The 26,724-nt window shown below is 69.1% G+C and carries 28 protein-coding genes; 12 read left to right on the top strand and 16 right to left on the bottom strand.

The genetic code is table 11. The features are described from left to right. Positions 1 to 22: 22 nt before the first annotated feature. From ACFWMR_RS16565 to ACFWMR_RS16545, 5 genes are read right to left on the bottom strand one after another with little or no spacing between them, the layout of a single operon-like run. Positions 23 to 1,903, bottom strand: coding sequence for an HtaA domain-containing protein (locus ACFWMR_RS16565; protein WP_378378962.1), 1,881 nt, complete (start codon positions 1,901 to 1,903; stop codon positions 23 to 25). A gap of 1 nt (position 1,904) precedes the next feature. After that, a complete protein-coding gene (locus tag ACFWMR_RS16560) occupies positions 1,905 to 2,729 on the bottom strand; it encodes a hypothetical protein (protein ID WP_378378961.1) in 825 nt (274 codons plus the stop codon). After that, positions 2,726 to 3,556 carry a heme ABC transporter ATP-binding protein gene (locus ACFWMR_RS16555; protein WP_378378960.1) on the bottom strand — a complete coding sequence of 277 codons (831 nt, stop codon included), beginning with the start codon at positions 3,554 to 3,556 and terminating at the stop codon, positions 2,726 to 2,728. Before ACFWMR_RS16555 ends, ACFWMR_RS16560 begins: the two co-directional genes overlap by 4 nt. Beyond that, positions 3,553 to 4,587, bottom strand: a complete 1,035-nt coding sequence (locus ACFWMR_RS16550; protein ID WP_093933200.1) for a FecCD family ABC transporter permease — start codon at positions 4,585 to 4,587, stop codon at positions 3,553 to 3,555. The genes ACFWMR_RS16555 and ACFWMR_RS16550 overlap by 4 nt, the downstream gene beginning before the upstream one ends. Further along, positions 4,584 to 5,675 (bottom strand): heme/hemin ABC transporter substrate-binding protein, encoded by a 1,092-nt coding sequence (locus tag ACFWMR_RS16545; protein ID WP_378378959.1) that lies wholly within the window; start codon positions 5,673 to 5,675, stop codon positions 4,584 to 4,586. The genes ACFWMR_RS16550 and ACFWMR_RS16545 overlap by 4 nt, the downstream gene beginning before the upstream one ends. Before the next feature lie 83 nt (positions 5,676 to 5,758). Between ACFWMR_RS16545 and ACFWMR_RS16540 the strand changes: the two genes are divergently transcribed. The 4 genes from ACFWMR_RS16540 (at position 5,759) to ACFWMR_RS16525 (ending at position 9,023) form a co-directional block, all read left to right on the top strand. Continuing rightward, positions 5,759 to 6,271 (top strand): hypothetical protein, encoded by a 513-nt coding sequence (locus ACFWMR_RS16540; RefSeq protein WP_093933198.1) that lies wholly within the window; start codon positions 5,759 to 5,761, stop codon positions 6,269 to 6,271. A gap of 225 nt (positions 6,272 to 6,496) precedes the next feature. Next, positions 6,497 to 7,120 (top strand): superoxide dismutase, encoded by a 624-nt coding sequence (locus ACFWMR_RS16535; RefSeq protein ID WP_020631814.1) that lies wholly within the window; start codon positions 6,497 to 6,499, stop codon positions 7,118 to 7,120. A gap of 87 nt (positions 7,121 to 7,207) precedes the next feature. Next, complete coding sequence (locus tag ACFWMR_RS16530; protein ID WP_378378958.1) at positions 7,208 to 7,966, top strand: arylamine N-acetyltransferase family protein; 759 nt, start codon at positions 7,208 to 7,210, stop codon at positions 7,964 to 7,966. Between the two features lie 217 nt (positions 7,967 to 8,183). Beyond that, positions 8,184 to 9,023: an SDR family NAD(P)-dependent oxidoreductase gene (locus ACFWMR_RS16525; protein WP_378378957.1), complete on the top strand. Its 840-nt coding sequence runs from the start codon at positions 8,184 to 8,186 to the stop codon at positions 9,021 to 9,023. 12 nt (positions 9,024 to 9,035) lie between these two features. Here ACFWMR_RS16525 and ACFWMR_RS16520 read toward each other — a convergent pair whose 3' ends face one another. Beyond that, positions 9,036 to 9,560, bottom strand: a complete 525-nt coding sequence (locus tag ACFWMR_RS16520; RefSeq protein ID WP_378278382.1) for a hypothetical protein — start codon at positions 9,558 to 9,560, stop codon at positions 9,036 to 9,038. A gap of 106 nt (positions 9,561 to 9,666) precedes the next feature. Further along, positions 9,667 to 9,969 carry a hypothetical protein gene (locus ACFWMR_RS16515; protein WP_378378956.1) on the bottom strand — a complete coding sequence of 101 codons (303 nt, stop codon included), beginning with the start codon at positions 9,967 to 9,969 and terminating at the stop codon, positions 9,667 to 9,669. 527 nt (positions 9,970 to 10,496) lie between these two features. On the opposite strand from ACFWMR_RS16515, the gene ACFWMR_RS16510 reads away from it, so the two are divergent. After that, complete coding sequence (locus ACFWMR_RS16510) at positions 10,497 to 11,513, top strand: hypothetical protein (protein ID WP_378378955.1); 1,017 nt, start codon at positions 10,497 to 10,499, stop codon at positions 11,511 to 11,513. Here ACFWMR_RS16510 and ACFWMR_RS16505 read toward each other — a convergent pair. The 4 genes from ACFWMR_RS16505 to ACFWMR_RS16490 form a co-directional block, all read right to left on the bottom strand. Beyond that, positions 11,510 to 11,947 (bottom strand): hypothetical protein, encoded by a 438-nt coding sequence (locus tag ACFWMR_RS16505; protein WP_378378954.1) that lies wholly within the window; start codon positions 11,945 to 11,947, stop codon positions 11,510 to 11,512. The genes ACFWMR_RS16510 and ACFWMR_RS16505 overlap by 4 nt on opposite strands. Continuing rightward, positions 11,944 to 13,203: an MFS transporter gene (locus ACFWMR_RS16500; protein ID WP_093933192.1), complete on the bottom strand. Its 1,260-nt coding sequence runs from the start codon at positions 13,201 to 13,203 to the stop codon at positions 11,944 to 11,946. The genes ACFWMR_RS16505 and ACFWMR_RS16500 overlap by 4 nt, the downstream gene beginning before the upstream one ends. Positions 13,204 to 13,313: 110 nt before the next feature. Continuing rightward, positions 13,314 to 13,745 carry a MarR family winged helix-turn-helix transcriptional regulator gene (locus ACFWMR_RS16495; protein ID WP_093933191.1) on the bottom strand — a complete coding sequence of 144 codons (432 nt, stop codon included), beginning with the start codon at positions 13,743 to 13,745 and terminating at the stop codon, positions 13,314 to 13,316. Positions 13,746 to 13,812: 67 nt separating this feature from the next. Continuing rightward, the gene (locus tag ACFWMR_RS16490; RefSeq protein WP_378378953.1) at positions 13,813 to 15,270 is read right to left on the bottom strand and encodes an NCS2 family permease; all 1,458 of its coding nucleotides are present in this window, start codon (positions 15,268 to 15,270) and stop codon (positions 13,813 to 13,815) included. Between the two features lie 80 nt (positions 15,271 to 15,350). On the opposite strand from ACFWMR_RS16490, the gene ACFWMR_RS16485 reads away from it, so the two are divergent. Beyond that, positions 15,351 to 15,578, top strand: coding sequence for a DUF2530 domain-containing protein (locus ACFWMR_RS16485; protein WP_039917556.1), 228 nt, complete (start codon positions 15,351 to 15,353; stop codon positions 15,576 to 15,578). Between the two features lie 88 nt (positions 15,579 to 15,666). Here ACFWMR_RS16485 and ACFWMR_RS16480 read toward each other — a convergent pair whose 3' ends face one another. Both ACFWMR_RS16480 and ACFWMR_RS16475 read right to left on the bottom strand, forming a co-directional pair. Next, positions 15,667 to 18,477, bottom strand: coding sequence for a sacsin N-terminal ATP-binding-like domain-containing protein (locus ACFWMR_RS16480; RefSeq protein WP_378378952.1), 2,811 nt, complete (start codon positions 18,475 to 18,477; stop codon positions 15,667 to 15,669). Continuing rightward, positions 18,467 to 19,477 (bottom strand): DUF3027 domain-containing protein, encoded by a 1,011-nt coding sequence (locus tag ACFWMR_RS16475; RefSeq protein ID WP_378378951.1) that lies wholly within the window; start codon positions 19,475 to 19,477, stop codon positions 18,467 to 18,469. The genes ACFWMR_RS16480 and ACFWMR_RS16475 overlap by 11 nt, the downstream gene beginning before the upstream one ends. A 49-nt stretch (positions 19,478 to 19,526) precedes the next feature. Between ACFWMR_RS16475 and ACFWMR_RS16470 the strand changes: the two genes are divergently transcribed. From ACFWMR_RS16470 to ACFWMR_RS16460, 3 genes are read left to right on the top strand one after another with little or no spacing between them, the layout of a single operon-like run. Continuing rightward, a complete protein-coding gene (locus ACFWMR_RS16470) occupies positions 19,527 to 20,291 on the top strand; it encodes a glutaminyl-peptide cyclotransferase (protein ID WP_378378950.1) in 765 nt (254 codons plus the stop codon). Positions 20,292 to 20,342: 51 nt separating this feature from the next. After that, a complete protein-coding gene (locus tag ACFWMR_RS16465) occupies positions 20,343 to 22,247 on the top strand; it encodes an MFS transporter (RefSeq protein WP_378378949.1) in 1,905 nt (634 codons plus the stop codon). A 53-nt stretch (positions 22,248 to 22,300) separates the two neighbouring features. Continuing rightward, a complete protein-coding gene (locus ACFWMR_RS16460) occupies positions 22,301 to 22,765 on the top strand; it encodes a DUF2771 family protein (protein ID WP_449224330.1) in 465 nt (154 codons plus the stop codon). A gap of 81 nt (positions 22,766 to 22,846) precedes the next feature. Here the strand turns inward: ACFWMR_RS16460 and ACFWMR_RS16455 are convergent, their stop codons facing one another. Then, complete coding sequence (locus ACFWMR_RS16455) at positions 22,847 to 23,233, bottom strand: cold-shock protein (protein ID WP_007033367.1); 387 nt, start codon at positions 23,231 to 23,233, stop codon at positions 22,847 to 22,849. A gap of 133 nt (positions 23,234 to 23,366) precedes the next feature. Here ACFWMR_RS16455 and ACFWMR_RS16450 point away from each other — a divergent pair, with 133 nt between their 5' ends. Continuing rightward, positions 23,367 to 23,612 (top strand): hypothetical protein, encoded by a 246-nt coding sequence (locus tag ACFWMR_RS16450; protein ID WP_077241208.1) that lies wholly within the window; start codon positions 23,367 to 23,369, stop codon positions 23,610 to 23,612. Here ACFWMR_RS16450 and ACFWMR_RS16445 read toward each other — a convergent pair. After that, on the bottom strand, positions 23,548 to 24,201 hold the full coding sequence (locus ACFWMR_RS16445) for an HAD family hydrolase (protein ID WP_378378948.1): 654 nt from the start codon (positions 24,199 to 24,201) through the stop codon (positions 23,548 to 23,550). The genes ACFWMR_RS16450 and ACFWMR_RS16445 overlap by 65 nt on opposite strands. Before the next feature lie 95 nt (positions 24,202 to 24,296). Here ACFWMR_RS16445 and ACFWMR_RS16440 point away from each other — a divergent pair, with 95 nt between their 5' ends. Further along, a complete protein-coding gene (locus ACFWMR_RS16440) occupies positions 24,297 to 24,908 on the top strand; it encodes a TetR/AcrR family transcriptional regulator (RefSeq protein ID WP_378378947.1) in 612 nt (203 codons plus the stop codon). Beyond that, positions 24,905 to 25,876, top strand: a complete 972-nt coding sequence (locus ACFWMR_RS16435; RefSeq protein ID WP_378277855.1) for a R2-like ligand-binding oxidase — start codon at positions 24,905 to 24,907, stop codon at positions 25,874 to 25,876. The genes ACFWMR_RS16440 and ACFWMR_RS16435 overlap by 4 nt, the downstream gene beginning before the upstream one ends. Positions 25,877 to 26,179: 303 nt before the next feature. Here ACFWMR_RS16435 and ACFWMR_RS16430 read toward each other — a convergent pair whose 3' ends face one another. Further along, a complete protein-coding gene (locus ACFWMR_RS16430) occupies positions 26,180 to 26,716 on the bottom strand; it encodes a hypothetical protein (protein ID WP_378378946.1) in 537 nt (178 codons plus the stop codon). Between the last annotated feature and the right edge of the window lie 8 nt (positions 26,717 to 26,724).

The raw sequence follows: 26,724 nt of genomic DNA, 5'->3' as shown, positions 1-26,724 counted from the left end.
TGGGGCCCCCTCATGACATCGCTCACGCGGTCCGGCGACGCACCACCAGTACCAGAAGCAGTCCGGCGCCCAGCAACACCAGACCGCCCAGCAGCCAGACGCCGCTCTCGACACCGGTGGAGGCCAGCGCCGAGTCCGGCCGGTACTTCACGTCCGGCACCAGGTCATCGGAGCCGGAGCCCGAGCCGGCACCGGGACCCGAGCCGGGCCCGGAACCGCCCGGCAGGTTCGCGCACGACGCACCGAGCGTCACCGCGGCCTCGTCGAGCACCTCGCCGACCGTGTAGAACTTCGCGAAAGCCTCCGCGTTGCCCAGGGTGACCTTGATCCCGGCGACACTCAGCACGCCCGCGCCCTCGGTGGTCTTCGCCGCCGCAAGGTCCAGCGACGCGAGTTCCACACCAGGCTGATTGATGGGCGGCGACGGCGCCCCGCTGGTCGTCTTCAGTTCCACGTCGGCGTAGAGCGTGCCCTTCCCCTGCGCCACGACCACCTTCGGCCGCCCGATCGACAATTCGAACGAGTGACTCGGATAGGCGAAGGTCACCTTGCCCCGGAACTGCGTCGTGAACTCGCTCGCCGACTGGTACCGCACGCTGTCGAAGCCCCACCGGTAGGCCCCGCTCGGCGGCCCCGTCCCGTCGATCTTGTCGATATCGGTGACCTCGACACCGTCCGAAGCGGTGATAGACGTGCCCGAACCGGTCGCGACATAGCGGCGGAAGCTCTGTTTGAAGCCCCACAACAGGTTTCCCTGCTTCGCGGAATTCGGGGTCAGCACACACGCCGAGGACGTCGTCGAGGCGGGAGTCGAGGTCGGAGTCGAGGTCGGAACCGAACTCGTGGGCGCCGAACTCGTGGGCTGACTTGAAGTGGGCGCGGGGCCGCTCTTGCCGGGGAAGGCGATCCGGCCCGTGTCGAGAGCGTCGCCCTCCTTGTAGAAGTCGGCGAACGCCTCGGCGCCCTCCTTGGTCAGTTTCGCCGACTCGATGTCGACGATGACGCCGTCCCCCACCTGTTGTGGCGCCTTGAGCTTGAGGTCGGCGAACACGACGTCGGACGGCGTCCGCACCTTCTGGGGCGCGGTCTTGGTCCCGTAGAAGGAATACCCGATCTTCGCGGTGAGCTTCCCGGTGCCGTCACCGGCGATGGCGATCCGGGGATCGGCGATGGTGAAGTCCCAGATCGTGTGCGCCTCGAACGTGTAGGTGACCTGCCCGGCGTAGGAAACCGTGCCCTTGCCGGAGTCCCATGTGGACGATCCGTACTTCCATCGGTACGGGAACGGCTCGACGTTCGGTGCCGAGGAATCCAGCGTCGCCCCGTTCGACGGTGTCACCGTGCCGCCGCGGGTGATGTAGCTCCGCCAGGACTGCCTCACGCCCCAGCCGAGCCCGGCCGCGGTGTCCCCCGGACCGGGATCGGGGTCACCGATTCCGGTGAACTTCACCGGCGTCGTGCTGTCCCAGGTGAGCACCGGGGTGTCCCAGCCGAAGACGAAGACACTGAACGGCTGCGTCTTCGCGCTGTAGGTCGTGCCGCTCGCGAGGTACTCGGCCTTGACCGTGACCGCGTATTCCCAGTTCCCGTCGTCGCCGAGCGGGATCTGGGTGCCGACTGCGCCCTTCTTGATCAGGCGGCTGACCTGGAAATCCTTACCGGCGCGGTCCCGGACGTCGGGCTTCGCCGGGCCCACGCGCAGGCCGAAGCCCTTGCCGTCGTTGGCGGCCGGGTCGAACCCGGTGCCCTTGACGACGATCTTCGTCCCCGCCGGATCGAGCCCGGTGCTCGGTGTCACGGTCACCTTCGGCGTGAACGGATCGGCGGCGAGCGCCGGGGTGACGGCGATTCCGACCACCAGGGCAGCACCCGCCAGCGCGGCGCCCCATCTTCGCAAGGACACTTCATTCACCTTCCGCGTTTCGGGTCCGTTTGCGGGCCCGGATCAGGGGGACGGCGAGCGCGGCGATCAGCACCACGCCCGCCACGACGGCGATCCACCACCACGAACCGGATTCCCCGCTCTGCGCGGCAGGCTGCACGGCCTGAGCCGGAGTCGCCGCGGGCGTGGATTCCACAGTGGACACAGGTGGCGCCGAAGAGGACGCCGGCGCCGCGCCGGAGGAGGGCGGCGGCGCCGACGAAGCCGGAGGGGGTGGTGGCGCGGCGGCCTGCGTCGTGGGCGCCTTCGGCACCGCGAACGTCACCGGAGTGAAAGTCTCGTTGGTGGCGTTGACCACGCCGTGCGCGCCGACCGTGATCAGTCCACATCGGACTTTGAGACAATCGACGTCGACGACCTTCCCGGTCCGGTCGGCCGCCTTGAACCGGGCGCCGGGGATCACCAGTTTCGTCGACCAGGTCCCGTTCGCGGCGAGCTCGCCGTTGGCCGCGGACGCGGTGTCGCTGCCGGGGAAGGCCAGGAATCGCTGGAAGCCGTTGTTGTCCTTGGTTTCCTTGTCCTTGACGTACCGGTAGGTCTCGCCTGCCGCGCCGCCCTGGCTCGGCTGCCACGCGCCGTCGGCGACCCAGCCGAACAGCAGGTAGATCCCGCCGTACCCCTTGGGCACGGACTGGAACCCTGTTCCCTTGACCTGCAAGGAGGTCGCGTAGTCCGGGTCCGCGGCACCGGGTGAGAACGTCACGGCCGCGCCCGCCGCCGAGGCGGGCACGGGTGCGGCGATCATGAGCAGCCCGGCTGCGACGGCCACTCTCATCAGCTGTTTCATCGGCGCTCCTCGGCCGCTCGGTGGGGCAGGACGATCGGTTTCCCGGTGCGGGGATGGGTGAGGACTTCCACGGGATGCCGGTAGACCTCGGTGAGCAGCGACTCGGTCAGCACCTCGGCGGGCGTGCCTTCGGCGGCGAGTTCCCCGTCCGACAGCACCGCGACCCGGTCCGCGTACGCGGCGGCGAGGCCGAGGTCGTGCAGGACGACGAGCACCGCGTCCCCGGCCTCGGCCCGCGTCGTAGCGAGCGTGAGGATCTCCTCGCTGTGCCGCAGATCCAGGGCGGCGGTGGGCTCGTCGAGCAGCAGGACTCCCGCCCGCTGCGCGAGCACCCGCGAGAGCGCGGCCCTCGCCTGCTCGCCGCCGGACAGCGTGGTGAACCGGCGTCCGGCGAACCCGGTCATCCCGGTCGCCTTGAGCGCGGCCGCGATCTCGGTCTCGTCGAAGTCCTCGGCTTCCGTTCCCTCCCAAGGGGTTCTGCCCATCCGTACGACTTCCTCGACGGTGAACGGGAAGGTCACGGTGTTCTGCTGCGGCAGGACCGCCCGCAACCGCGCGAGTTCGATCCCGCTCCAGCCACCCAGCTCCGTCCCGGCCACGAGGACGCGCCCCGAATCCGGGCGGAGATCCCCGACGAGCAGCCCGAGGGTCGTGGACTTGCCCGCGCCGTTCGGGCCGACGACGGCGAGGACCTCACCCGCGCGCACTCTCAGCGAGACCTCGCGGAGCAGCGTCTTCCCGTCGAGCGCATAGGAGACGCGATCGAGTTCGGCACCGCGTTCGGCGTGCCGGGGCAAGGTTTTTTCACGCCGGGAGAAGAACTTCACGCCCAGCCTCCCGAACGCCGCCTGGTGCGCAGCAGGAGCCAGAAGAAGAACGGCCCGCCGACGAGCGCGGTCAGCATGCCGATCGGCAGATCCGCGTAGGTGAAGAGGGTTCTGGCGCCGAGATCCGCCGCGGCGAGCAGCAGCGCGCCGCCGAAGAGGCTCGCCGGGATCAGCACGCGGTGCCCGGGACCTAGCAGCATTCGCAGCCCGTGCGGCACGATCAGCCCGACGAACCCGATGATCCCCGAGTACGAAACGGCCGCGGCCGCCATCAGCGCGACGATCACGACAGCGCCGAGGCGCAGTCTTTCGACGTCCACGCCGAGATGCCGGGCCTGCCGCTCCCCGAGCGCGAGAAGGTCGAGCTTCCGGGAAAGCGCGATCGACACCGCGACCCCGACGGCGACCAGCGGCAGCACGGTCACGACGTACGGCCAGCGCGAACCGGCCAGGGAACCCAGCTGCCAGAACACGATCTGCTCGCGGGCGGCCTGGTCGGCGGAGAACATCAGGAACGAGATGATCGCCATCGTGACCGCGTTGACCGCGACGCCGGTCAGGATCAGCGTCACCACCTCGGAGCGCCCGCGAGACCGCGAAAGCGCGTAGACGAGCAGTGTCGTGACGAGCCCACCGGCGAAACCCAAGGCTGGTGTGGTGAAAGCGCCGAAGAACGTCCAACCGGCCACAATGGACAGACTGGCGCCGACGGCCGCTCCGGAGGAGACCCCGACCACGGCCGGTTCGGCGAGCGGGTTGCCGAACACGCCCTGCATCACCGCGCCGCAGACCCCGAGCACCCCGCCGACCAGCAACGTCATCACCACGCGGGGGAACCGGACCTGCCACAGCGCGCCCTCGGCGAACGGATCGAGCCGCGTTTCCGTGAGCCCGAGCCGGTGCAGCACCGAGTCGAAGACCTGCGACAGCGGGACGCCGAACTGCCCGCTGCCCGCGGAAACGAGGGAAACCGCGACGACACCGGCGACGAGCGCGGCGAACACGGCGGTCACCTTGACGCCGCGGTTCATCCGGCGTCGTCCGGCGCGTAGAGGGCCCGTGCCAGCGCGTCGAGCACGCCGGCGGTGAGCGGTCCGAAGCTCAGGATCTGCGAGTCCGCCATGTCGACGACGCGGCGGTGCTGCCCGGCGGGCGTCTGCGCCACCCCGGGCACCTGGAGCGCGCCGTCGATCCCGCCGACGGATTCGAGGCCTTTCGTCATCATGAGGATCACGTCGGGCTTGGCCTTGGCCAGCGCCTCCGGGTTGACCGGGCGCATCCCCTCGATCCCCGCCTCGGTGGCGACGTCGACCGCGCCGAGCGCGCCGATCAGCGAATCGGCGCCGGATCCCTTGCCGAACAGGTGATACACGCCGGCTTGTCCTCGCATGTAAAGGAAGACGACGCGGAGTTTGCGGGCCGGATCGGCGGGAGCGAGCTTCGCGATCTCCGCCTTCTTGGCGTCGACGTCGGCCGCGAGCCTGGTGGCGAGGCTTTCGCCCGCTTCGGGAACGCCCAGCGCGGCGGCGACCTGACGGACGATGTCACCGACGTTGTCCATCGAACGCTTCGCGTCGACGACGACCACGGGCACCCCGGACGCGCGCAACTGGAGCACGACGTCCCAGGGGCCCAGCGTCGTGTCGGTGATCACCACGGTCGGGCGCAACGCCAGGATCGCCTCGGCGTTGAGCCGGTGGCCGTTCACAGTGACCAGCGGCAGGTTCGCAGCCGACGGGAAGCCGGTGGAGACGTCCCGTCCGACGACGTTGCCGCCGAGGCCGAGACCGAACACGGTCGCGGCGAGCGTGCCGGACATGTCGAAGGCGAGGATCCGGCTGGTGTCGGTCACCGTGACCGGCGTCCCCTGGTGATCCGTGATCGCCGCCGGGAGGTGCTGAACCGCCGGTTTCCCGCCGGTGATGTCCGCCTGCGCGAGCCTCGCGGTACTCGGGCCGACCTGGTTCTTCGGCTCCGACAGGGGCTTGACCTGTGAAAGCGGCTGCAGGTCAGCTCCGGTTTCGGCCGCTTTCGTGGTCGCCAACGGCGGTGACGAGCAACCGCTGACAACGATGGCGAGGAGCACGGCGACCGTGGACAGCAACCCCCTTGACAACATTAGGCAAGGCTAACCATATTCACTTCCTGATAGGTAAGCCTTGCCTAAGGCTGTGACCTCCTTGTGATCGAAGGGAACCTCCCATGTCGAAGAGATCGGTCCTGCTCCGCGCCGCACTCGTCACGACCGCCGCGACCGCGGCCGTCACCGCGCTCGCCGCCCCCGCCTCGGCCGCGCCGGGCAGTGCGACCCACAACGGCAAGACCCTCTCCGCCTCCAACGCCACCGGTCTCGCCGCCGCCGGCGAGACCATCACCGTCACGGGCAGCGGTTTCAACTCCGCGGAGGGCTACTACGTCGCGCTGTGCGCCGTGCCCGAGGACTACAGCTACGGCACCAAGCCGAGCCCGTGCGCGGGCGGCGACGGCCAGGGCGGCACCGGCGTCGGCCCCTCCGCCTGGGTCACCAACTTCCCCGGCGGCTCCTCGCCCATCGCCTCGAACGGCACCTTCACGACGCAGATCCGGATCGCCGAAGTCAACAGCGGCCTCGACTGCTCCAACCCCTCGGTGACGTGCGCGATCATCTCGCGGCGCGATCACTTCGCCTCGAACGACCGGAACTCGGACGTCTTCATCCCGGTCTCCTTCTCCTGAGCCGAAGAGTCATCGGCCCTCCTTCGATGACCGGCGTCACATCGCCTTGACCTCCAGCTAACTGGAGCTAGCAGGGTGGGTTTCAGGCAGTGGCCCCACCGGGTACTGCCGGTAAGAACGAGTCGTTCCACCTGGGGAGAAACGCGGCGCCCCCGGTCGCCGCAAACGGGTGAAGACGACTAAGTTCGTCCTTGGAAACTCGTGTCGAAGACAGAAGGAGGGCCGATGGCCCGCTACGTGCTCCCCGATCTCGACTATGACTACAGCGCTCTTGCGCCGCACATCTCGGGCGAGATCAACGAGCTGCACCACAGCAAGCACCACGCGACCTACGTCAAGGGCGCGAACGACACGCTCGACAAGATCGCCGAAGCCCGCGACGCCGGCAACTTCGGTGACATCGTCGGCCTCCAGACCACGCTGGCGTTCCACCTGGCCGGGCACGCCAACCACGTCGTGTGGTGGAAGATCCTCTCCCCGGAAGGCGGCGACAAGCCGACCGGCGAGCTGGCCTCCGCGATCGACGAGGCGTTCGGCTCCTTCGACAAGTTCAAGGCGCAGTTCACCGCGGTCGCCACCACGATCCAGGGCAACGGCTGGGCCGCGCTCTCCTGGGACCCGATCGGCAAGACGCTGATCACCCAGCAGCTGCGCGACCACCACAACAACCTGGTCCTGCCGACCACGCCGATCCTGCTGGTCGACGTCTGGGAGCACGCGTTCTACCTGGACTACAAGAACGTGAAGCCGAAGTACGTCGAGGCCCTGTGGAACATCTTCAACTGGGCCGAGATCTCCAAGCGGTTCGACAACGCCGTCGCCGGTGGCAACGGCCTGCTGCTCGGCTGACCTCTCGCCACGAAACGGGGCTCTCCTCCGGGAGGGCCCCTTTTTCGTGCTTGACCTCCAGCGAAGTCGAGGTGTCAAGGTGGTCGCATGGACGTCGCCGCATACCTCGATCGCCTCGGCCTGGACCGCCCCGCCGCCGTGGACGTCGCCACGCTGCGGATGGTTCAGGAGCGTCACCTCGCGGTGGTCCCGTTCGAGAACCTGAGCATTCACCTCGGCGAACCGATCGCCCTGGACACCGAGGCGCTGTTCGACAAGATCGTGCGACGGCGGCGTGGCGGGTTCTGCTACGAACTCAACGGCCTCTTCGCCGCCCTGCTGCGTGAACTGGGTTTCGACGCCGATCTGAAGGCCGCGAAGGTGTTCCGGGCGGACGGCACCCTCGGGCCACCGTTCGACCACGCCGTCGTGCGCGTCGAACTGGACGAACCATGGCTGGCCGACGTCGGCTTCGGCCGGTTCAGCCGGTTCCCGCTGCGACTGTCCGCCACCGAGCCGCAGGCCGACCCGGACGGCGAGTTCCTGTTCCTCGACGCGCCCCACGGCGACATCGACGTCCTCCTGGACGGCAAGCCCCAGTACCGGATCGAACCGCGGACGCGGGCGCTGGACGAGTTCGTCCCGACGGCGTTCTGGCAGGCGACGTCACCGGACTCGCATTTCACGCGGGGGCCGACCTGTTCGCTGCCGAGCACCCACGGCCGGGTCACCCTGACGGGTGACAGGCTGATCGTCACGACCCACGGCGTCCGCGAGGAGACCAGGCTTTCGAGTGATCAGGAGGTCCTGGACGCCTACCGGAAGGAGTTCGGGATCGAACTCACCCGAGTGCCGGAACGCCCTTGACCGGATCGACGCCGGTCATCGACCATGAACCCCCGGAATGAACGAAGCCCCGCCTCCGGGGGTGACCCGGTTGCGGGGCTTCGTCCGTTCCCGAACTGACTGCCGCTCCCACCACGAAGCGGACATGTATGAGGTTAGCCTAACCTCATCTACCCCGGCAAGGGGTTCGCCTGAGAGACGCCGATCTCACCCGTCCGAGTGACTGCACACTGGTCTCATGAGCCATCTGAGCGGTAAAGCCGTGGTGATCACCGGAGCCGGGCAGGGTCTGGGCAGGGCTTTCGCGCTGCACGCGGCTTCACACGGGGCCGCCGTCGTCGTCAACGATGTGGACGGTGACCTCGCACGGGAGGTCGCCGGGGAGATCCGGTCGCTCGGCGGACGCGCCGTCGCCAACGACCGCTCGATCGCCGAAGCCGCTTCGGCCGCCGGGCTGATCGACCAGTGCGTCACCGAATTCGGCTCGCTCGACGGACTGGTCAACAACGCCGGCGTCAACTACCGCGCCGATCCGTGGGCCGACGATCCGGCCAAGATGCGCGAGGTGGTCGAGGTCAACGTGCTGGGCCCGCTGTTCTGCGGGACCGCGGCGGCCGCGGTCATGTGCGAGCGGGGCGGCGGCGTGATCGTGAACGTCGGCTCCGGCTCGATGATCGGCCAGCGGCGCGCGGCCGCCTACTCGGCCTCGAAGGGCGCCGTCGCCTCCATGACCGCCTCCTGGGCGGCCGACCTGGCCGAACACGGCATCCGGGTCAACGCCGTCGCGCCGGTGGCCTGGACTCGGATGGCCTGGAAGGACCCGAGTGTCGTCCAGACCCCGGAGCACACACCGGAGCGGGTGGCCCCGCTGGTGACGTACCTGCTCAGCGACCTCTCGGCGGGCGTCACCGGGCAGATCCTGCGGTTCCGGGGCGACATCCTGTGCGTGCTGCGGCAGACCGCGATCAAGGACCCTGTCCTCGAACGGGAGACGTGGACCGTGGAAGACGTCGCGGACGCGGTAGGCGGCGATCTGCGGGAGGCGCTGGAACCGCCTCCGTCCGCCAGGTGGAAATGATCGTTCGGTGCTTCAGACCTTGATCGACGCCTGGGCGCGGCGCCGGTGGTAGTGCCACGTCACGACGGCGAGCAGCGGACCCCAGAGCAGCAGCGGCACGTAGACGATGGCGATCAGCCAGTCCGCCCAGGGCTCGCCCGCCATGTCGGCGTTGAAGGTCGTGTAGACGAACAGCCCGGCGTAGATCGTCGTGGCCAGCACACCGAGCGAGGACGTGATCACGACCTTGCGGGCGGAGACGGATTTGCCGCCCACGAAAGGGATCCAGCGTGGCCAGACCTCGCCCCACGGCTGGACGAGACCGAGAGCCAGGAAAGCGACGGCTTCGGAGAACACGGCGAGGAACACCAGGTAGAGCGATCCCCAGCCGGGTGTCTTCATGGCGTCCATTTCGGACTGTGCCAGGCCGAACGGGATCCCCACGGCCAGCCCGAGCCGCCAGATGCCGGACGGGACGTTCACCAGGGCGACGGTGTGCGCCGACCACTTCGCCCATCTGGGCACTCCTGCGACGCTTCGGAACACTGTGCTGGTCATGTCTTGAAGCATCGTCGGACGCGCTTCGGACCGGTTCCCTCCGGCGACCCTTCCGCCTCCCTCTTGCGAGTGGTCGGCAGTCAACTTTTGGCTGTGCGCAAGGACGTCACACTCGGTCGATGATCTTCCTGTCGGTGCCCTCCGCGACAATGACCGGATGACCAGCCACGTGTTCGTCGACGAGAGCAAGGAGGGCGGCTACCTGGTGACGGCGGCCGCGCTGCTCTCGGGCGACCTCACGTCCGCCCGCCGAGCCATGCGTGGCCTGATCCTCCCGGGGCAGCGCCGCCTGCATTTCACACACGAGAGCGACGGCCGCCGGAAACGCATTTTGGACACCATCGCCGCACTCGACCCGACGGTGACGATCTATGACGCCTCCGCACATCATCGGCGTCGTCAGCGCCAAGCCTGCCTTGACGTGCTGGTCGAGGACCTCGCGAGCGCCGGGACACGAATGCTCGTGCTGGAAAGCGACGAGTCGATCGTGGAACTGGACTGGAAAGCGACGAGTCGATCGTGGAACTGGACCGGAAGACGCTCTACCGAGCCGTCCGAGCGCAAGAATGCCACGACGTCCTCGAGTACAGGCACCTGCGCGCGTTCGAGGAACCACTGCTCGCGATTCCGGACGCTCTCGCCTGGTGTTGGCAACGTGGAGGCCATTGGAAGGCGCGCGCGAGAGAAATGGTGGCTGGGATCCGGACCGTTTGAGGTCCGGATACGCGAAACCCGGCCCACCCACCGTCCGGAAGGCTGCCGGGTCCACTTCGCCGGTTTACTAACCAGCGCTGCCCCAAGTCTACCCCAACCCCTCTCGAAGACCCACTCTTCCGCCTCCCTCTTGCGAGTAGTCGGCTCTCCCGCATGGTGCCAGTGGCGCGGCGGGTTGGCGTTTCGCCGGACAGCGAGCCCCCGAGCGGCTAGCTTCACCCCGTGGCCACCCCGAACGACTACCGCGCCATCGCCCGCAAGACCGACCGTCCGATGTGGATCTGGGCGGGCTGCGCGCTGACCAGCGTCCTGCTGCTGTTCGGCGTGGGCATCTTCGTCGCGGTCACCCTGCTGAACAAGAGCGATACCAGCGCGGAAGCCGAACTCCCCGAAACCTGGCCGTCCAAGCCGGAGAACGCGCTCCGCCCGGTCCTGATGCCGACGGGTGAGATGGTGGCCGCGCTGACGAGTGAGACCGGCGCGCAGGTGCTGTGCCAGGCGATCCCGGAGCAGCGCTGGGAGGAGATCCTCGGCGGCCGCACGCTCCGGGAGGCGGGCGGGTCCTGCCACGCTGTCAGCGCGCAGTTCGACGTCACCGCCCAGATGATCCCGGCGCTGCCCGAGAACACGAGCCGCGGCCTGCCGACCAGGACCACCGTCGCGGGCAAGCTCGCGGTCATCGCCACCGAGATGGGCACCATCAGTCTGAGCGTCGAACTGATCGAGGTCGCGCCACACAAAGGCGCGTCGCCGGTATTGAACGTCGCCGTCCGCAGCCGGGCCGTCAAGACGCCCGAGGCCGAGGGCAAGGCGAAGGCACTCGCCGAGGCGCTGATCGCGGGAGCGATGCCGCCCGGGCCGCGGTTGCCGAAAATCGGCGAAGACGGCGAGATCGCGCCGCAACCGGTCGAAGCCGGGCCACTCAAGGACAAACCACTCCCGGTGATGTCCTGGCTGTTGTGCGGGGAACTCGGCCGCGCGCTCGGAGTCCCCGCGGACAAGGCGAAACCGACCTTCTTCGCGTCGTGCGAGCTGAACGGCACGACCGCGGACTACAGCGCGCTGTCCTCGGTGGTCAAACCGACCACGACGATCGCCGGACGGCCCGCCCAGGTCGACGGGCGAGGCGTCGTCGTGCAGCTCACCGAAGATCCGGGCGGGCAGACGTTGAAGTTCAAGGGCGCCGGCGATCTGCAGGCACTCGCCGAGAAGATGGTGCCGCCGCTGCTCGGGCCCTAGGCCCGGTAGTTCGACAGAAGGTCGCGGAGAAGGGTCTCGTACGCCTTCCGCTCGAAAAGGGCTCCGGTGAACTTGTACTCGTCCGGGTCATCGAAGGGTTCGTAGTCGGTCTGCCAGCCGAAGTTCCGCCACTCGACCACGTCGTCACCGAAGACGACCTCGACGCTGTAAGCACCGCAGCCGAGGTCGCCGCACAGCGGGCAGAAATCCAGTGCGACCCGGCCGTCGTCGAAATCGCCCGGCAAGTCGCCCAGCAGCCGGGACAGCGTCGCGACGGCGGTCTCGCGCCACCCGTCGTCGTCCAGGAACAACGGCGTTTGATTCTGCGTGGGAACCAGGTCGCGCAGGGCGGCGCCGTCGATCGTCCAGCCGAGGAACCGGGCCTCGCCGCCGTCCCACCGGGTCACCGACGGTTCGACACCGAGTCTGTTCACACTCGCTCCCTCTTCAGCACGCGCAGCCCGTTGCCGAACCGCCGCACCGGCAGGCTCACCCCGCCGCGCCGGATCAGCACGACGGCACAGGCTATCGCGGCGATCGCCGAGATCGCGCCGCCGATGTAAAACGGCGAGCGGCCGCCGAAGGCGTCGGCCATCCAGCCGGTCATCGGGCCGCCGATGGGGTTCCCGCCGATCAGCACCAGCACGTACAGGCCCATCACGCGGCCGCGCATCTCCGGGCTGACCGCGGTCTGCACCAGCGCGTTCGCCGTGTTGAGGAAGGTGATCGTGGCGAAGCCGAGCGGGATCAGCGCGAGACCGAAGGTCAGGTACGTCGGCATGAACGCGGTGATCACTTCGAACGCGCCGAGCAGGAACGCCGAGATCAGCAGCAGCCGCACACGAGGACCACCGCGGGTGTTGCGGCGGGCCGACATCAGCGCGCCGGTGAAGGTGCCGACGGCGACCAGTGTCGACAGCAGGCCGTAGCCGTCGGCGTTGGTGTGGAAGACGTTCGCGGCGACGATCGGCAGCGAGGTGAAGTACGTGATGCCGAACGTGCTCACGAAGAACACCAGCACCATCACGGTCATCAGGTCACTGCGCCGCCGGACGTACCGCAGCCCCTCGACGAGCTGCCCCTTCTCGCGCGGGATGGCCGGGCCGCGGAAGAGCTTGTCCGGGTTCATCATCACCAGCGCGGCGATGACTGCGCCGGTGCTCACGGCGTTCGCCATGAACAGCCAGCCGGTGCCGACCCAGGTGATCGCGAACCCCGCGATGGCCGGGCCGACGATGCGCGCCATGTTGAAGATCGAGGAGTTGAGCGCGACGGCGTTGGTGACCTTGTCCCTGCCGACCATCTCGGCGACGAACGACTGCCGCGCCGGCACTTCCAGCGAAGCCGTGCAGCCCAGCGTGAAGCAGAGGAGATAGACGTGCCAGAGCGCCGCGATCCCGCTCAGGTCCAGGGCGCCGAGGACGACCGCCTGCGCCAGCACGGCGATCTGGATCCCGATCAGCAGCCGCCGCTTGTCGACGCGGTCGGCCAGCACCCCGGCCCACAGCGAGAGGAACAGTGTCGGCGCGAACTGCAGCGCGACCGCGATGCCGAGGGCGATCGGGTCGTTGCCGCTGAGGGTGAACACCAGCCAGTCCTGCGCGATGCGCTGCATCCAGGTGCCGATGTTCGAGATGACCTGGCCGGTGAAGAAGAGCCGGTAGTTGCGGACCTTCAGCGAAGAGAACATGCTCCCGCGCGGCTTCTCGCGCGCGGGAGGTGGCGGCGGTGGAGCGGGTTCCCGGGTAACGGTGGTCTTGGAAGGACACTCAGTTTCGTTACCCGTGGTCGTCACCGCTGTTAGTTCCCCGCCATCCTGTCGATGATCTCGGCGGCGCGAGAGAGCACTTCGCGTTCCTCGGCGCTCAACTCCGCCAATTGCTTGTCCAGCCAGATCTCCCGCGCGGTGATCTGCTCGACCACGTAGGCCCGGCCGCGGCCGGACAACTCGACGATGGCCTGGCGGCCGTCCGTCGGATGCGGCCTGCGCTCGACGTAGTCCATCTCCTCGAGCGCGGCGATCACCCTCGTCATCGAGGGCGGCTGGACGCCTTCCTTCGCGGCGAGCTGGCCTGGGGTCAGCGCACCGCATTTGTGCAACGTCGACAACGCCGAAACCTGGGTCAGCGAGATGCCGTCACCGGCCCGCTGGGCCCGTAGCCGTCGATTGAGCCGCACCACCGCGAGACGCAGGCGGCTCGCCAGTGAGCGCTCGTGCGTGTCTCCGGACATATAGTTAGCATACCTCACGATCGGATCGCCGGCCCGTGAGATCGCCCACGGATGACATAACCGCTGGTCAGTTGAACGCCGCCTGGATGGGGCCGACGGCGAAGTAGGCCACGAACATGGCCGCGATGGCCCACATCAGCGGGTGGATGCCCTTCGCCTTGCCGGAGACGGCGCGGAGCACGACGTAGCTGACGAAGCCGGCGCCGATGCCGTTCGCGATCGAGTAGGTGAACGGCATGACCACGATGGTCAGGAACGCGGGCAGCGCGATGGTGAAGTCGGAGAAGTCGATCTCCTTCACCTGGCTCATCATCAGCGCGCCGACGACGACCAGCGCCGGGGCGGCCGCCTCGACCGGGACCACCTGATACAGCGGCGTCAGGAACATCGCCGCGATGAAGAGCACGCCGGTGACGACGTTCGCGAGCCCGGTCCTGGCGCCTTCGGCGATACCGGACGCGGACTCCACGAAGACGGTGTTCGAACTCGACGACGCGAAACCGCCCGCCACCGCGGCGGTGCCGTCGACGAACAGTGCCTTCCCGACGTTGGGGAGCTTGCCATCCTCCGGGAGGAGACCGCCCTCCTTGGCGAGCCCGGTCATCGAGCCCATGGTGTCGAAGAAGTCCGCCAGCACCAGGGTGAACACCAGCAGCACGACGGTGATGATCGGCAACCGGGTCCAGGCGCCGAAGGAGATGTCGCCGACCAGCGAGAGGTCCGGCAGGCCGAGGACCTGATCCGGCAGCGCCGGGTAGCCGAGGTTCCAGCCCAGCGGGTTGACGCCCTTCGACGGGCCGACCTTGGTGATCGCTTCGACGACGATCGCCAGCACGGTCGAGGCGAGGACACCGATCAGGATCGCGCCCTTGACCTTCTTCGCCACCAGGATGCCGGTGACCAGCAGCCCGACGACGAACACCAGCGTCGGCCACGAGGCGATCGAGCCGTCGATGCCGAGACCGACCGGTACGGTCGTCTTCGCGTCGTCCGGGACGCGGCGGACGAACCCCGCGTCGACCAGGCCGATCAGGCAGATGAACAGGCCGATGCCGACCGCGATGGCCGATTTGAGCGGGGCGGGCACGGCGTTGAACACCGCGGTCCGGATCCCGGCGAAGACCAGCAGGACGATGACCAGGCCCTCGATCATCACCAGGCCCATCGCCTCGGGCCAGGTCATCTGCGAGGCGAAGGTGACCGCGATCAGGCTGTTGATACCGAGACCGGTGGCGATGGCGAACGGATAGTTCGCGACCAACCCCATGACGATGGTCAGCACCCCGGCGACCAGCGCGGTCACCGCCGCGACCTGCGGCACGGGCAGGATGTTGCCCAGGACGTCCTTGTGCGCGCCCGCGTCGTCCGCGGCGAAGCTGCCGATGATCAGCGGGTTGAGCACGACGATGTAGGCCATCGTGAAGAACGTGACGATCCCGCCGCGGACCTCACGCCCCGGTGTCGAGCCGCGCTCGCTGATCTTGAAGAACCGGTCCAGTGTGGACCGGGTGCGCTGCTCCGCCATCGCGTACCACCCTTCGCCCGTTGCCGGGTACCCTTCCCCACGTGGGCGAATCGATCAATTCCGGGGAAGTAAACGGTTCATTGCGGCCAACGCCGGAGCTGCCGAAGCGGCTGACCGACCTGACGCCGGTCGTGATCGTAGGTACCGCGCTCTGGGCCGTCGCGACCGTGGTCCTGTTCTTTGTGACCGACGGCATCTGGGTGCAGACGGCGTTCTCCGGCCTCGTGCTCGGCTTCATCGGCCTCGCGATCATCGCCTGGCAGCGCGCCGCCGCCCGGCGCGGCTCGAAGAGCGCCCAGCGGCTTTAAGAGCGCTCAGCGACTTCAGGAGCCCGCATTTCGTCCTCTGAATGCGGTACTTGCGTGTGCAACTACCGCATTCAGAGGACGAAACGCGTCAGTTGAGGAGCGCCGAGGGTGAGGGGTCTTCGAGCAGGGCCGTGAGGATGTGCCGGTCGGCCCATCGGTCCGTGGCCCAGGCGAAGGCGCGCCCGAGGCCTTCCGGGGTGTCGGCGGCGTGCAGCCTGCCGTCGGACCACCAGGCGACGTCGTGCTCCGCGTCCTCGAAAGTCACCGTCAGCGACTCGTGCAGCAGCACGCCGCCGTCGGGCAGTTCGACGCCCAGTTGATCGGCGGCCAGCCGGAGCGCGGAAAGCTCCGTCCACGGCACGTACTCGCCGTCTTCGGTGACCTTGGCGTCGAGACCGCTCGCCACCGGCAGGTCCAGCAGCTCCGCCAGCGCGACGGCGCCGCTCGCCGAGACGACCATCCGCTCCGGCGTCAGGACGGCGGCGAACCACGGCACGTCGAGCACGACGGCGTCGCGGGCGTCGACGGCCGAACCGTCCGCGGCCCGGACCCGTTCCGGCGCCGGAACGTCCACTGTGTACTCCGCGAGCGCCGCGTGCGCGCGGGACGCGAGCCCCGGGCTCACCTTGCGCTCGGGGTCGCCCAGCCGGTCCAAGAGATCTTCGACGTCTTCGGCGTCCGATCCCAGCTCCGTCCGGACCCCGGCGGCGAGCAGTATTTCCTTGCTCAGCCCCGAATCCGGGACAACGTCGTAGAGCCCGGCCAGCGTCGCGGATTCCGGCATGCGCCAGTCGAGCGGCACGTGCCCGTCCAGCAGCGCGTAACGCGCGAGCCACCAGCCGGTGTGCCCGCCGGGTTCGGTGAGGGCACGCCAGGTTTCGGGGCGCGCCGCGAGCAACCGCAGCGCTTCCGGCCAGGCGTCGTCGCCGACGAGGTCGAGGTCGCGCACGGCGAGCACCCGTGACGGCGGGCGCTCCCGCGAGTCCCACCAGTCGTGTTCGTCGGGCAGTCCGTGCTCGGGCTCCAGCGGTTCGTCGTCGGTGATGACGGCGAAGGAATCGAGCACGCCGACGGCGACGAGCGTGGCCACCGGCCAGTCCTCGGCGAATTCCTCGTCCAGCACGGACAAGGCGCCGTCTTCCTCGAACACCTCGGGGTCGAAGATGTCGCCCAGCGGCGACGTCGGCAGGACGAGCTCGTCCGCGCGCCGCCAGCCGTCCTCGCTCGGCAGAGCCAGCGCACCGGCCCATTCGGGGGCTTCGTCGCCGACCTCGGCGATCAGGCGGAGCACCGCGCCCGCGAGCGCCATACCGTCCAAACCGGACCGGACGTCTTCGACACTGCGCTCGACGGCGGCGCTCAGCGCGTCGGCTTCGAGCAGGTCGCTCGCTTCGGCGTGCTTGGCGCCCAAGCGTTCCAGCAACGGATGCGCCGCGACCGGATGGACGAGCCGCAGCCCGATGATGTCCACATCGGACAGAAGTTCGAGCAGTTCCGCCGAGCCGCCGACGAGCAGCGCGTCGCGCACGCCGGGCAGGGTGCGGCCGTCCGACATCGGTACCGGCAAGGCGCCGAGGTCGTCCTTGGTGAGGTCGTGCGCTTCGAGCGCCGGAAGCAGCACGTCGTAAAGCGAGTGCCACCAGGAAGGTTCGCGCTGGGCGCCGGTCAGCAGCTCGATGGCCTCGGCGGGTTCGAGCGACCGCGCACCGACGGCGCGAAGGTCCACACCGGACAGTGAGACCAGACCGGGCACGAGATCGGCCAGCAGCGGCGCGAGACCCGGCACGTCGACCGAGAGCACCCGCGCGCGGCGGCCCGGCAGGTCGTCGCCTTCCTGCGCCGGGAGCCAGGGCAGATCCGCGAGGTTCTCCAGAATGGCTTCCCGCAGCGTTCCGTCCACAGTGGAACGCGGGAAGGACGCGCCGGGCACGAGCGTCAGGCGCTCCTTGGCGGGCAAGGAACAGACGAGAGCGATGTACTCGCGCGCGGCGTTCTTCAGCGCCGCCGTCAGCTCCGGTCCCGGCAGCGCGCGGCGGCGGGACGGCTCGATCGGCAACGTCGCGATCAGCCTCGCCGGCAGGGAAAGCTCGTCGTCGGTGGGTGTCGGCGCGTGCAGGACGTCGTCCCCGAGCGGCTTCGGCGAACCGGACGCGTCCAGCGGGACAGCCCAGACGACGTCGCCGCGATGGACCTGCCAGTGGTCGGCGGAACCGTCCGGGGACGAAAGCTCGACGACACCGTCGCCGAGGTCGGTGCGGCGCCAGGCACCGCCCTCGACCTCGATGCTTTCCAGCCAGGACAGGGTGAGCAGGAGATCGCCGATGTCGTTCTTCAGATCCGCCAGCAGCGCGGGGACGTCGACGCCCTCGCGCAGCGGAAGCCGGACCTCGGTGGCGAAGCCTTCGGGTACGGGAGGTTCGTCGTCCGAAACCGGCCAGGGCAGCCGGAGCACGGGAACGTCACCGGCGCGGTCGGCCGCGGTTCGCGTGCGTTCCGCGGAGAACGCGACCCCGCCGGTCGCCGAGACGATCCGCGGTTCGGCGGAAACCGTGAGCACGGCGGCGAACCCGACGCCGAACCGGCCGACGGTCTCCTCGCCCTTGCCGGAAGCACGAAGGGAGGCAAGGGATTCGACACCGCGGGCGTCCAACGGCGCGCCCGTGTTGGCGAACCTCAGTTCACCGTCCACAACGGACACCCGGAGCCTGCCGCGCTCACCGGCCGCCAGCGCGGCGTCGGCGGCGTTCTGCGCCAGCTCGACGAACAGCCTGTCCCGGTAACCACCGACGCGCAGATCGTTCTCGGTGTTGGTGTCTTCGGTGAACCGCGTCGGCGAATCCGCCCACGCGCGCAGGACGGCGGCGCGTAACCGCTCGGTGCCGAACGGGTCAGTGCTCACTGGCGCTTTCGGCTTCGGCCTGTGCCTCGTCGGCGGTCTCGGGCTCGACCTCCGGCTGGACCTCGGCGGTCTCCGGCACCTCGGCCACTGGGGCCTCGGACTCGTCGACGACCGTGGCTTCGGCAGGCTCGGCGGTCTCGGCCACAACGGCTTCGGCGGCTTCGGTCTTGGGCTCCTCTGAAGCGGCCTCGACGGCTTCGGCCTTGGCGGGCTCGGCCTCGACGGGCTCAGCCGGCGCCTCGGGCGCGGGCTCGAAGTCGATCAGCGAGTCGTCGTAGACCAGTTCCGCCACCGGCACCGACGAGGTCACCTCGACCTCGATCTCGGAGTGCGCCCCGCAGCCGTACTCGACGTCGACGACATGGCCGTCCGCCGGGGAGATGTCATTGGTGCAGGCGCCGAAGGCCGCGCTGAGCGACCCGGCGAGCGACACGAAGAACCCGCAGCTCCCGCAGACGTCCGGCGCGCTGCGCGCCATGTCCGAACGCGGGCCGAACTCGCCACCGTGCCAGCGGGCGGCGGCGTCGAGCCTGCCGTGCCGCGACAGCACGTGGACCCGGCCGAGGCCGGTCTCCTTGGCGACCGCTTCGACCGCGGGGTCGTCGGACTCCAGGTACGCCGGGGCGAGCCGCGGGTCGTCCTTCTCCACCGGGAAGATGTCACCGACTCCCAGGTCGCCCGCCTGGACGCGGCGGTCCCACGGCACCCACGCCGGAGCGACGCGCGCGTCCGGACCCGGGATGAGCACGACCTCGCTGACCGTGATCGGCTCGTCCTCACCGGCGAGCGCCACCGTCACCGACCAGCGCCAACCGCGATAACCCGTCACGATCGCCTCGAACAGATGGCTCGCGGAAACCGCGTCCTCGGAGTCCACGCCGACGTGCGCGCCGACCTGTTCGGCACCGGCGTCCTCCAGCACCGCCGCGCGGGCCAGATCGACCGCCTCGGCGAGTTTGCGCTGGATAGAGCCGTCGTCCAGGGTCAACAGCAGGGTCATGCCCCCATTCTGCCGCACGCGATATCGCGGTCCGTGTCAGGCTGTCCGCGTGCGCACGCTGATGACCACCTCGCTCCTGCTGGCCGCCGTCCTCGGTGGCTGCGCCGCCGCGCCGGGGAGCGACGCCGCGGCGCCCGCTCCGGAGAAACTCAAGGTGCAGGTGCTCTCGACGCTGCCGCACGACCCGGCCGCCTTCACCCAAGGCCTCGAGTTCTCCGGCGAGACGCTGTACGAGGGCACCGGCCTGGTCGGGAAGTCGTCGATGCGGGCCGGGCCCGCGGGCGCGGCGCCGTCGGTGCGGCAGGAACTGCCGGGGCTGTTCGGCGAGGGCATCACCGTGCTCGGGCCGACGGCCTGGCAGATCACCTGGCAGGACGGCGTCGCGATCGAACGCGACGCCAAGACACTGGCCGAGCTCAGGCGCGTGAACTACACCGGCGAGGGCTGGGGCCTCTGCCACCACGACGGCAGGCTGGTGATGAGCGACGGCTCGTCGAGGCTGACCTTCCGCGACCCGGCGACCTTCGCGCCGACGGGCGGCGTCGACGTCGGCCGTGACCAGTTGAACGAGCTGGAATGCGTCGGGGACTCGGTGTACGCGAACGTCTGGCAGACCGACCGGATCCTGCGGATCGACGCCGCGACCGGGCGGGTCACCGGCGAGATCGACGCGTCGGGGCTCCTCACTTCCGGGGAACGCGGTTCCGCCGACGTCCTCAACGGCATCGCGGCGGTGCCCGGGACCGGCGAATTCCTCATCACCGGCAAGCTCTGGCCCAAGATGTTCCGGGTGAAGTTCGTCCCCGTGACCTAGAAAGCAGTGGTGAACGCGCGGAGCGGGTCCCGCGTAAGGCAGGATTGACTGGTGGGAATCTTCGGCTCGAACTCTGGACCCGACGGCACGCGTTCCGGCCGGTCGGGCAAGGAGCGCGGCCGCAAGAGCAAGCGCAAGTGGACACCGGAGCCCGGCGCGCCCCAGGCGCGCAGCTGGTCCGCGCCGCCGCCGACCCGGGTCGAGCAGCAGCCGGTGCCGCCGCCTCCTCCGCGCGCGGCCCGTCCCCAGCCCCAGTACCAGCCGCATCCGTCAGGGCCGACCGCCGACGAGGCACGCACCGGCGCGATCCCGATGGGGCACCACCAGCCTCCGCCGCCCCGGCCACCGCACACGCCTCCGCGAGGCGCGCGGCCGTACCCGGATCCGTCGCAGCGGCAGACCGAACCCGTCCGGCGCCGCCCGGGCGGGTTCTACGACGACCAGCCGCCGGGCAGCGGCGAGTACGAGCACTACGACACCGGCGGCTACGCGGGCGAACCGCGTGAAGTGCCGGAACCCGCGCAGGAACACCCGACGACCGCGGTCCCGCCGCGCGCCGGCTCCCTGCCGAAGATGCCGAAGAAGATCACGGTCACCCGGGTCGCGGCGATGCGCAGCCGTCAGCTCACCGGGCAGGCCGTCGGCGCGTTCCAGCGCGCGACGAAGGCGGACGGGGCCGACAAATCGGGCCTGACCTCGCTGACGTACGCGGTGATGCTGAACTACGCCAGCGACGCCGCGATGGCGATCGCCCTGGCCAACACGCTGTTCTTCGCCGCCACCAGCGGGGAGAGCAAGGGCAAGGTCGCGCTCTACCTGCTGATCACGATCGCCCCGTTCGCGCTGGTCGCGCCGGTGATCGGCCCCGCGCTGGACAAGATCCAGCGCGGCCGCAGGCTCGCGATGTGCGTGTCCTCGGCCGGTCAGGCGCTGATGGCCGTCGTGATGGCGCTGCACTTCGACGACTGGCTCCTGTACCCGGCGGCGCTGGGCATGATGGTGCTGTCGAAGTCGTTCACCGTGCTCAAGTCGGCGGTGACCCCGCGCGTGCTGCCACCCGAGATCACGCTGTCGAAGACGAACGCCCGGCTCACCGTGTTCGGCCTGGTCGCCGCCGGCGCGTTCGGCGCGCTGGCCAGTGGTTTCAACGCGTTGTGGGGTTCGCAGGGCGCGCTGTGGTTCACCGTGCTGATCTGCGTCGCGGCGGCGGTGCAGTCGATGCGGATCCCCTCCTGGGTCGAGGTGACCGAGGGCGAGGTCCCGGCGTCGCTGTCCGCGCATCCGGAGCGGCGGGTCAAGAAGCAGCGTCAGCCGATGGGACGGCACATCGTCGTCTCGCTCTGGGGCAACGGTTCCGTCCGGGTGCTGACCGGGTTCCTGATGATGTTCTCCGCGTTCGCGGTGAAGGCGCAGACCGAGGGCAGCGGACAGAGCCCGTTCAACCAACTGCTGCTGCTCGGCGTCATCGGCGCCGCGGCCGGGGCCGGCGGGTTCCTCGGGAACGCGCTGGGCTCGCGACTGCACTTCGGCAAACCGGATCAGGTGATCCTGGCCTGCGTCGGGGCTTGTCTGGGCATGTCGATCATCGCCACCGTGGCGGCCGGGCTGGCGACGGCGGCGATCGTCGCGCTCGTCGGCGCGACCGCGAGCGCGCTGGCGAAGATCAGCCTCGACGCCGTCATCCAGGAAGACCTCCCGGAGGAGTCGCGGGCGTCGGCGTTCGGCCGGTCCGAGACCGTGCTTCAGATGGCCTGGTGCTTCGGTGGCGCCGTCGGCCTGCTGCTGCCGCCGACGTACTGGATCGGGTTCCTGGTGCTGTCGATCCTGCTGGCCGTCGGGTTCACGCAGACGTTCATGGTCCGGCGCGGCACCTCGCTGGTCCCGGGCCTCGGCGGCGACCGGCCGCTGCGCCCGGAGCCGACCAGCGAATCGCCCATCCCCTCGCCAGGCCGGTGACTCCCGGTGGCGGCCGGGCTCGTAATCTGCACCGTATGCGGCGACTTCGTATTTTGGCCCTGCTCGCGGCGGGTGGTTTCGTGGTGGCCGGTTGCTCGGCCCCCGGCCCCGAAGAGGTGACTTTCTTCGCCGACGGCAACACGGTGAACGTCGCCCCGCTGGCGTCGTGCGACATTAAGAGCGCCCAGTGCACCACCAGGCCCGACTCCGCGGGCAAGCTGCGCGTCCGGCCGGGGAAGCCGGTGCAGATCTCGGTGCCGAGCGCGATCGCGGAAACGCCGTGGAAGGTCACGGTGCAGTACGTGAACGCCCAAGGCGAGCCGCAGGAGCTCAAGCAGGACATCATCACGTCGCTGGACCGGTTCGCCTACACCGTGACGACGCCGAAACCCGACGACCAGATCCTCGTCGTCGAGGTCGCGCAGGCTTCGGTGATCAGTCAGACCGGGCGTCCGGAGGACGCGGAGGCGGTCACGACGGCGATCTGGTCGCTGCAGGTCGAGGCACCGGCCGTCTGAGGCCCGGTGTCATGAAAGGGTCGTTCAGGACATTTTGCGTCCTGAACGACCCTTTCATGACATCCGGAGGAGCGCGGCCGATCAGGGATCGAGGTCCCGGGCGACGGCGCGCATGATCTCGGCGATCTGCTTGGTGTGCTTGCGGTCCGGGTAGCGATTGCGCCGCAGATCCGGCTGCACCTTGAGTTCGAGCAGCTTGATCATGTCCTCGATGAGCCCGTGCAGCTCCTCGGCGGGACGACGGCGCGCCTCGGCGACCGAGGGCGGCGGGTCCAGGAGCCGGACGGAGAGCGCTTGCGGGCCGCGGCGGCCGTCGGCGACACCGAACTCGAGGCGCTGGCCCGCCTTGAGCCCTTCGACGCCCTGCGGCAGCGCGGCTTTGCGGATGTAGACGTCGGCGCCCCCATCCTGGGTGACGAAACCGAAACCCTTCTCCGCGTCGTACCACTTGACCTTGCCGGTCGGCACTTTCCTCACCAATCCTTTGCTGTCCCGCTCACGACGAACGCGCCCGGGGGCGTACCCAGGGCGCGCGTTCCCATAAGCGTATCTCGACACATGCCCTGTGGAGAAGCGGATACCGGCGGATACCCTCTGGTTCATGGAGACCGCAGTTAAGGAGGCCGCTGTGGCCGTCCCTGAAAAGCCCCGGAAACCGATCCTCATGCGCGTGGGCATCGGCCTTTTCGCGCTCGGCATGATCGCCGTCACAGCGGTTTTCGTCATGTTCGCCGCCGGACTGGAGAACCTGCCGGTGTGGCTGTCCGCCGCGGCGGGCGTCGTCACACCGCTGGGGCTGGCCCTCGGTTTGATCGCCCTGGTCCGCGAAGCTCGCCGAAAGAGCTGAACCACCCGGGGAACTCGCTCAGCGAGTCCAACACCACATCGGCGCCCTCCGCGAGCAGCTCGTCCTTGGTGCACGGGCCCGTCGTGACCCCGACGGGCACCGCGCCCGCCGCCAGCGCGCCGCGGACGTCGCCGAGGTGGTCCCCGACGTAGACCTGGGCGCCGTGCTCGATGAGCGCGGCGGCCTTCTGCGTCGACCACAGCTCGCCGACCAGGACGTCGACCTCCATGCCGAGGGCGTCCAGGTGGAGTTTCGCGTTGGGCCCGTACTTGCCGGTGACGACGACGGTGCGCCCGCCCGCCTCGCGGACCGCGTGCAGCGCTTCGGCCGCCCCGGGCAGCGCGACCGTCACCGGCACGACGGTCTCCGGGTACATCGCGCGGAATCGCGTCACCAGCTCGGGGATGCGCTCCTCCGGCGCCCCGAAGCCGCGCAGGCTGTCGTCGAGGGGCGGGCCGAGGTTCGCCGCGAAGAACTCGCCGTCCAGCGGCAGGCCGGACTCCACGCCGAGCGCGTTCATCACCGCGACCATGCCCGGCCGCGGATCGATCAGTGTCATGTCGAGGTCGAACCCCACGGTGATGCCCACACCGGCCACGGTAGCCGCCGCCACCGACTGATTTACATCGGCCAGTTTCTCGTCAACGCCGTTGACACGGACGTGATCTGTGTCAAGCTGGAAATGTGGGCGAGATCACGAGCTTCTCCGATCGGACCAAGGCCTCTCTGCGGGAGGCACTGCTCGACGCGGCCACCGAGCTGCTCACCGAACACGGCTTCACGGCCTTGCGGATGGCGGACGTCGCCGCGCGCGCCGGGGTGAGCAGGCAGACCGTCTACAACGAATTCGGCAACAAGGCCTCGCTCGCCAAGGCCGTGGTCCTCCGGACGACGTCGGAGTTCCTGGAGGGCATCCGGCTGCGCGTCCAGGACGCGCCGCACCTGCTCGACGGCATCCGCGAGGCCGTCGTCTACACGATCGAACACGCCCGGGAGAACCGTCTGGTCGCCGCCGCGTTGGGCACCGGAGCCGGCGAAGACCTCCTTCCCCTGCTCACCACCAAGGGCGAACCGATCCTGACCGCGGCCACCGAGGTCGCGGCCGGGCAGTACCGCGAGTTCGAGCCGGCGCTCTCACTGGAGTCCGCCGCGCTGCTGGCGGAGACCGTCGTGCGGCTTTCCCTGTCCCATCTCGTCATGCCGACGCATTCGGCGGACGAGGCGGCGGCCGCGGTCGTCGCCGTGCTGGCGCCGTCCATCCGGGCGCTGACCACCGATTCGAAGGAGACCTCGTGACCGACACGCTTCCCGAGCTGCGGACCGGTTTTTCCTCGTTGCGCGAGGGCGGGCTGAACTGGGATTCGTTCCCGCTGCGGCTGTTCGCCAAGGGCAACAAGAAGTTCTGGAACCCCGCCGACATCGACTTCTCCCGCGAACGCGAAGGCTGGGACAGCCTCAACCCGGAACAGCAGCGGTCGACGACGTACCTGGTGGCGCAGTTCATCGCGGGCGAGGAGGCGGTCACCGAAGACATCCAGCCGTTCATGCGGGCGATGTCCGCGACCGGCCGTTTCGGCGACGAGATGTACCTGACGCAGTTCTGTTTCGAAGAGGCCAAACACACCGAAGTGTTCCGCCGCTGGATGGACGCCGTCGGGCTGACCGGGGACCTGCATCCCTACGTCGCGGAGAATCCGCACTACCGCAAGCTTTTCTACGAGGAGCTGCCGCAATCCCTGCGTGCGCTGGAGGCGGATCCCAGTCCGCTCAACCAGATCCGCGCGAGCGTCACCTACAACCACGTCATCGAAGGCAGTCTCGCGCTGACCGGGTACTACACCTGGCAGCTGATCTGCACGCAGCACGACATCCTGCCGGGCATGCAGGAACTGATCCGCCGCATCGGCGACGACGAGCGCCGTCACATGGCCTGGGGCACCTTCACCTGCCGCCGTCACGTCGCCGCGGACGACTCGCTGTGGGACGCGGTGCAGCAGCGGATGGGCGAACTGCTTCCCCACGCGCTCGGCATGATCCAGTGGGTGCAGGACCAGTTCGAGGAGATCCCGTTCGACAACGATCCGCAGGAGATCATCCAGTACGCGGCGGACCGGGCGCAGCGGCGCTTGGGCGCGATCGAGTCCGCGCGCGGGATGCCGGTGGAGCAGATCGACCTCGACTATTCGCCGGAGAACCTCGAAGAGACCTTCGGCGAGGAAGACGCGAAGGCGATCGCGGAGGTCGCGGCCAACTCCGCGGCCTGACAGTCCGTTCGGGTTCTTTTGAGAGGTTCCGGATTTCACGGCGGGCCGACCGCCACCTGAGTGTCCACATGGGACACTCGGTGGCAATCTAGTGCCCGATTGATGCCTGTATGAGCGGTTTCATGCCGGGCAAAGTGCCCAAAACGGGCACCCCAGCTGGAAAAATCGTCCCTTGTGGACAGTTGGGGTCGCGAACGGCTCCAGCGGACCAGTTCAGGTTGTGCCGCGAAGGTCTTGCTCTGAATCCAACGGAGAAGGCCTGCTCGACCGGAGGCTCGATCACGCCATGTTCGCCCTTCCCTCTCAATAGAACGACTTGCCACTCACGACCACCCCGACCGACGCCTCACCCACCCCACCAGCAGCCGCGACGCGAAGGGGCCTTTCCCCACATGCGACGCGACGAAGGGCGCTTTCCCCGCATGCCATGCGGGGAAAGCGCCCTTCAGCCTTTACGCTCAGAGCCCGATCGCGCCGAGGGTGCCCGCTCAGGACGCCCTGGTCGTGGCCGCCATCGGTGCTGGAGTGGGTCTCACTGGACCCGGCACCGTCCTGGCCCGCCCAGCCGCTGTGCTGCCGGTACTGGCTGTCGCCGTTCTTGCCGGCGGTCGCGGAGGTGCTGTCGTGCGCGGCCCCGTCCGGTCCCGCGGCGGCCGAGTTCTCGTGGAACGAACTCGACCCGCGATGGGTCTCGGACTGCACGCTGTGCGTCGCTGCGCCGTCCGGTCCGGCCTGGACTTCGGTGCTGCCGAAGCTGTCCGCCGAGGCGATGCCGGCGGCTCCGATCATCAGCGGCAGAGCCAGTGCCGAAGCGACCATGGTGCGGCGAATCGTACGCATGAGAATTC

Source organism: Amycolatopsis thailandensis (assembly GCF_042723255.1).
GTDB classification, from domain to species: Bacteria; Actinomycetota; Actinomycetes; order Mycobacteriales; family Pseudonocardiaceae; genus Amycolatopsis; species Amycolatopsis thailandensis.
Note: the sequence above shows the minus strand (reverse complement) of the source record. Positions and strands in the feature narration are given on the sequence as shown.

What these genes read in the sequence shown, in the direction of transcription:
- ACFWMR_RS16560 (WP_378378961.1), bottom strand. Translation starts at nt 2,729, where the DNA reads ATGAAACAGCTGATGAGAGTGGCCGTCGCAGCCGGGCTGCTCATGATC.
- ACFWMR_RS16550 (WP_093933200.1), bottom strand. Translation starts at nt 4,587, where the DNA reads ATGAACCGCGGCGTCAAGGTGACCGCCGTGTTCGCCGCGCTCGTCGCC.
- ACFWMR_RS16545 (WP_378378959.1), bottom strand. Translation starts at nt 5,675, where the DNA reads ATGTTGTCAAGGGGGTTGCTGTCCACGGTCGCCGTGCTCCTCGCCATC.
- ACFWMR_RS16540 (WP_093933198.1), top strand. Translation starts at nt 5,759, where the DNA reads ATGTCGAAGAGATCGGTCCTGCTCCGCGCCGCACTCGTCACGACCGCC.
- ACFWMR_RS16535 (WP_020631814.1), top strand. Translation starts at nt 6,497, where the DNA reads ATGGCCCGCTACGTGCTCCCCGATCTCGACTATGACTACAGCGCTCTT.
- ACFWMR_RS16530 (WP_378378958.1), top strand. Translation starts at nt 7,208, where the DNA reads ATGGACGTCGCCGCATACCTCGATCGCCTCGGCCTGGACCGCCCCGCC.
- ACFWMR_RS16525 (WP_378378957.1), top strand. Translation starts at nt 8,184, where the DNA reads ATGAGCCATCTGAGCGGTAAAGCCGTGGTGATCACCGGAGCCGGGCAG.
- ACFWMR_RS16520 (WP_378278382.1), bottom strand. Translation starts at nt 9,560, where the DNA reads ATGACCAGCACAGTGTTCCGAAGCGTCGCAGGAGTGCCCAGATGGGCG.
- ACFWMR_RS16500 (WP_093933192.1), bottom strand. Translation starts at nt 13,203, where the DNA reads ATGTTCTCTTCGCTGAAGGTCCGCAACTACCGGCTCTTCTTCACCGGC.
- ACFWMR_RS16495 (WP_093933191.1), bottom strand. Translation starts at nt 13,745, where the DNA reads ATGTCCGGAGACACGCACGAGCGCTCACTGGCGAGCCGCCTGCGTCTC.
- ACFWMR_RS16490 (WP_378378953.1), bottom strand. Translation starts at nt 15,270, where the DNA reads ATGGCGGAGCAGCGCACCCGGTCCACACTGGACCGGTTCTTCAAGATC.
- ACFWMR_RS16475 (WP_378378951.1), bottom strand. Translation starts at nt 19,477, where the DNA reads ATGACCCTGCTGTTGACCCTGGACGACGGCTCTATCCAGCGCAAACTC.
- ACFWMR_RS16450 (WP_077241208.1), top strand. Translation starts at nt 23,367, where the DNA reads ATGGAGACCGCAGTTAAGGAGGCCGCTGTGGCCGTCCCTGAAAAGCCC.
- ACFWMR_RS16430 (WP_378378946.1), bottom strand. Translation starts at nt 26,716, where the DNA reads ATGCGTACGATTCGCCGCACCATGGTCGCTTCGGCACTGGCTCTGCCG.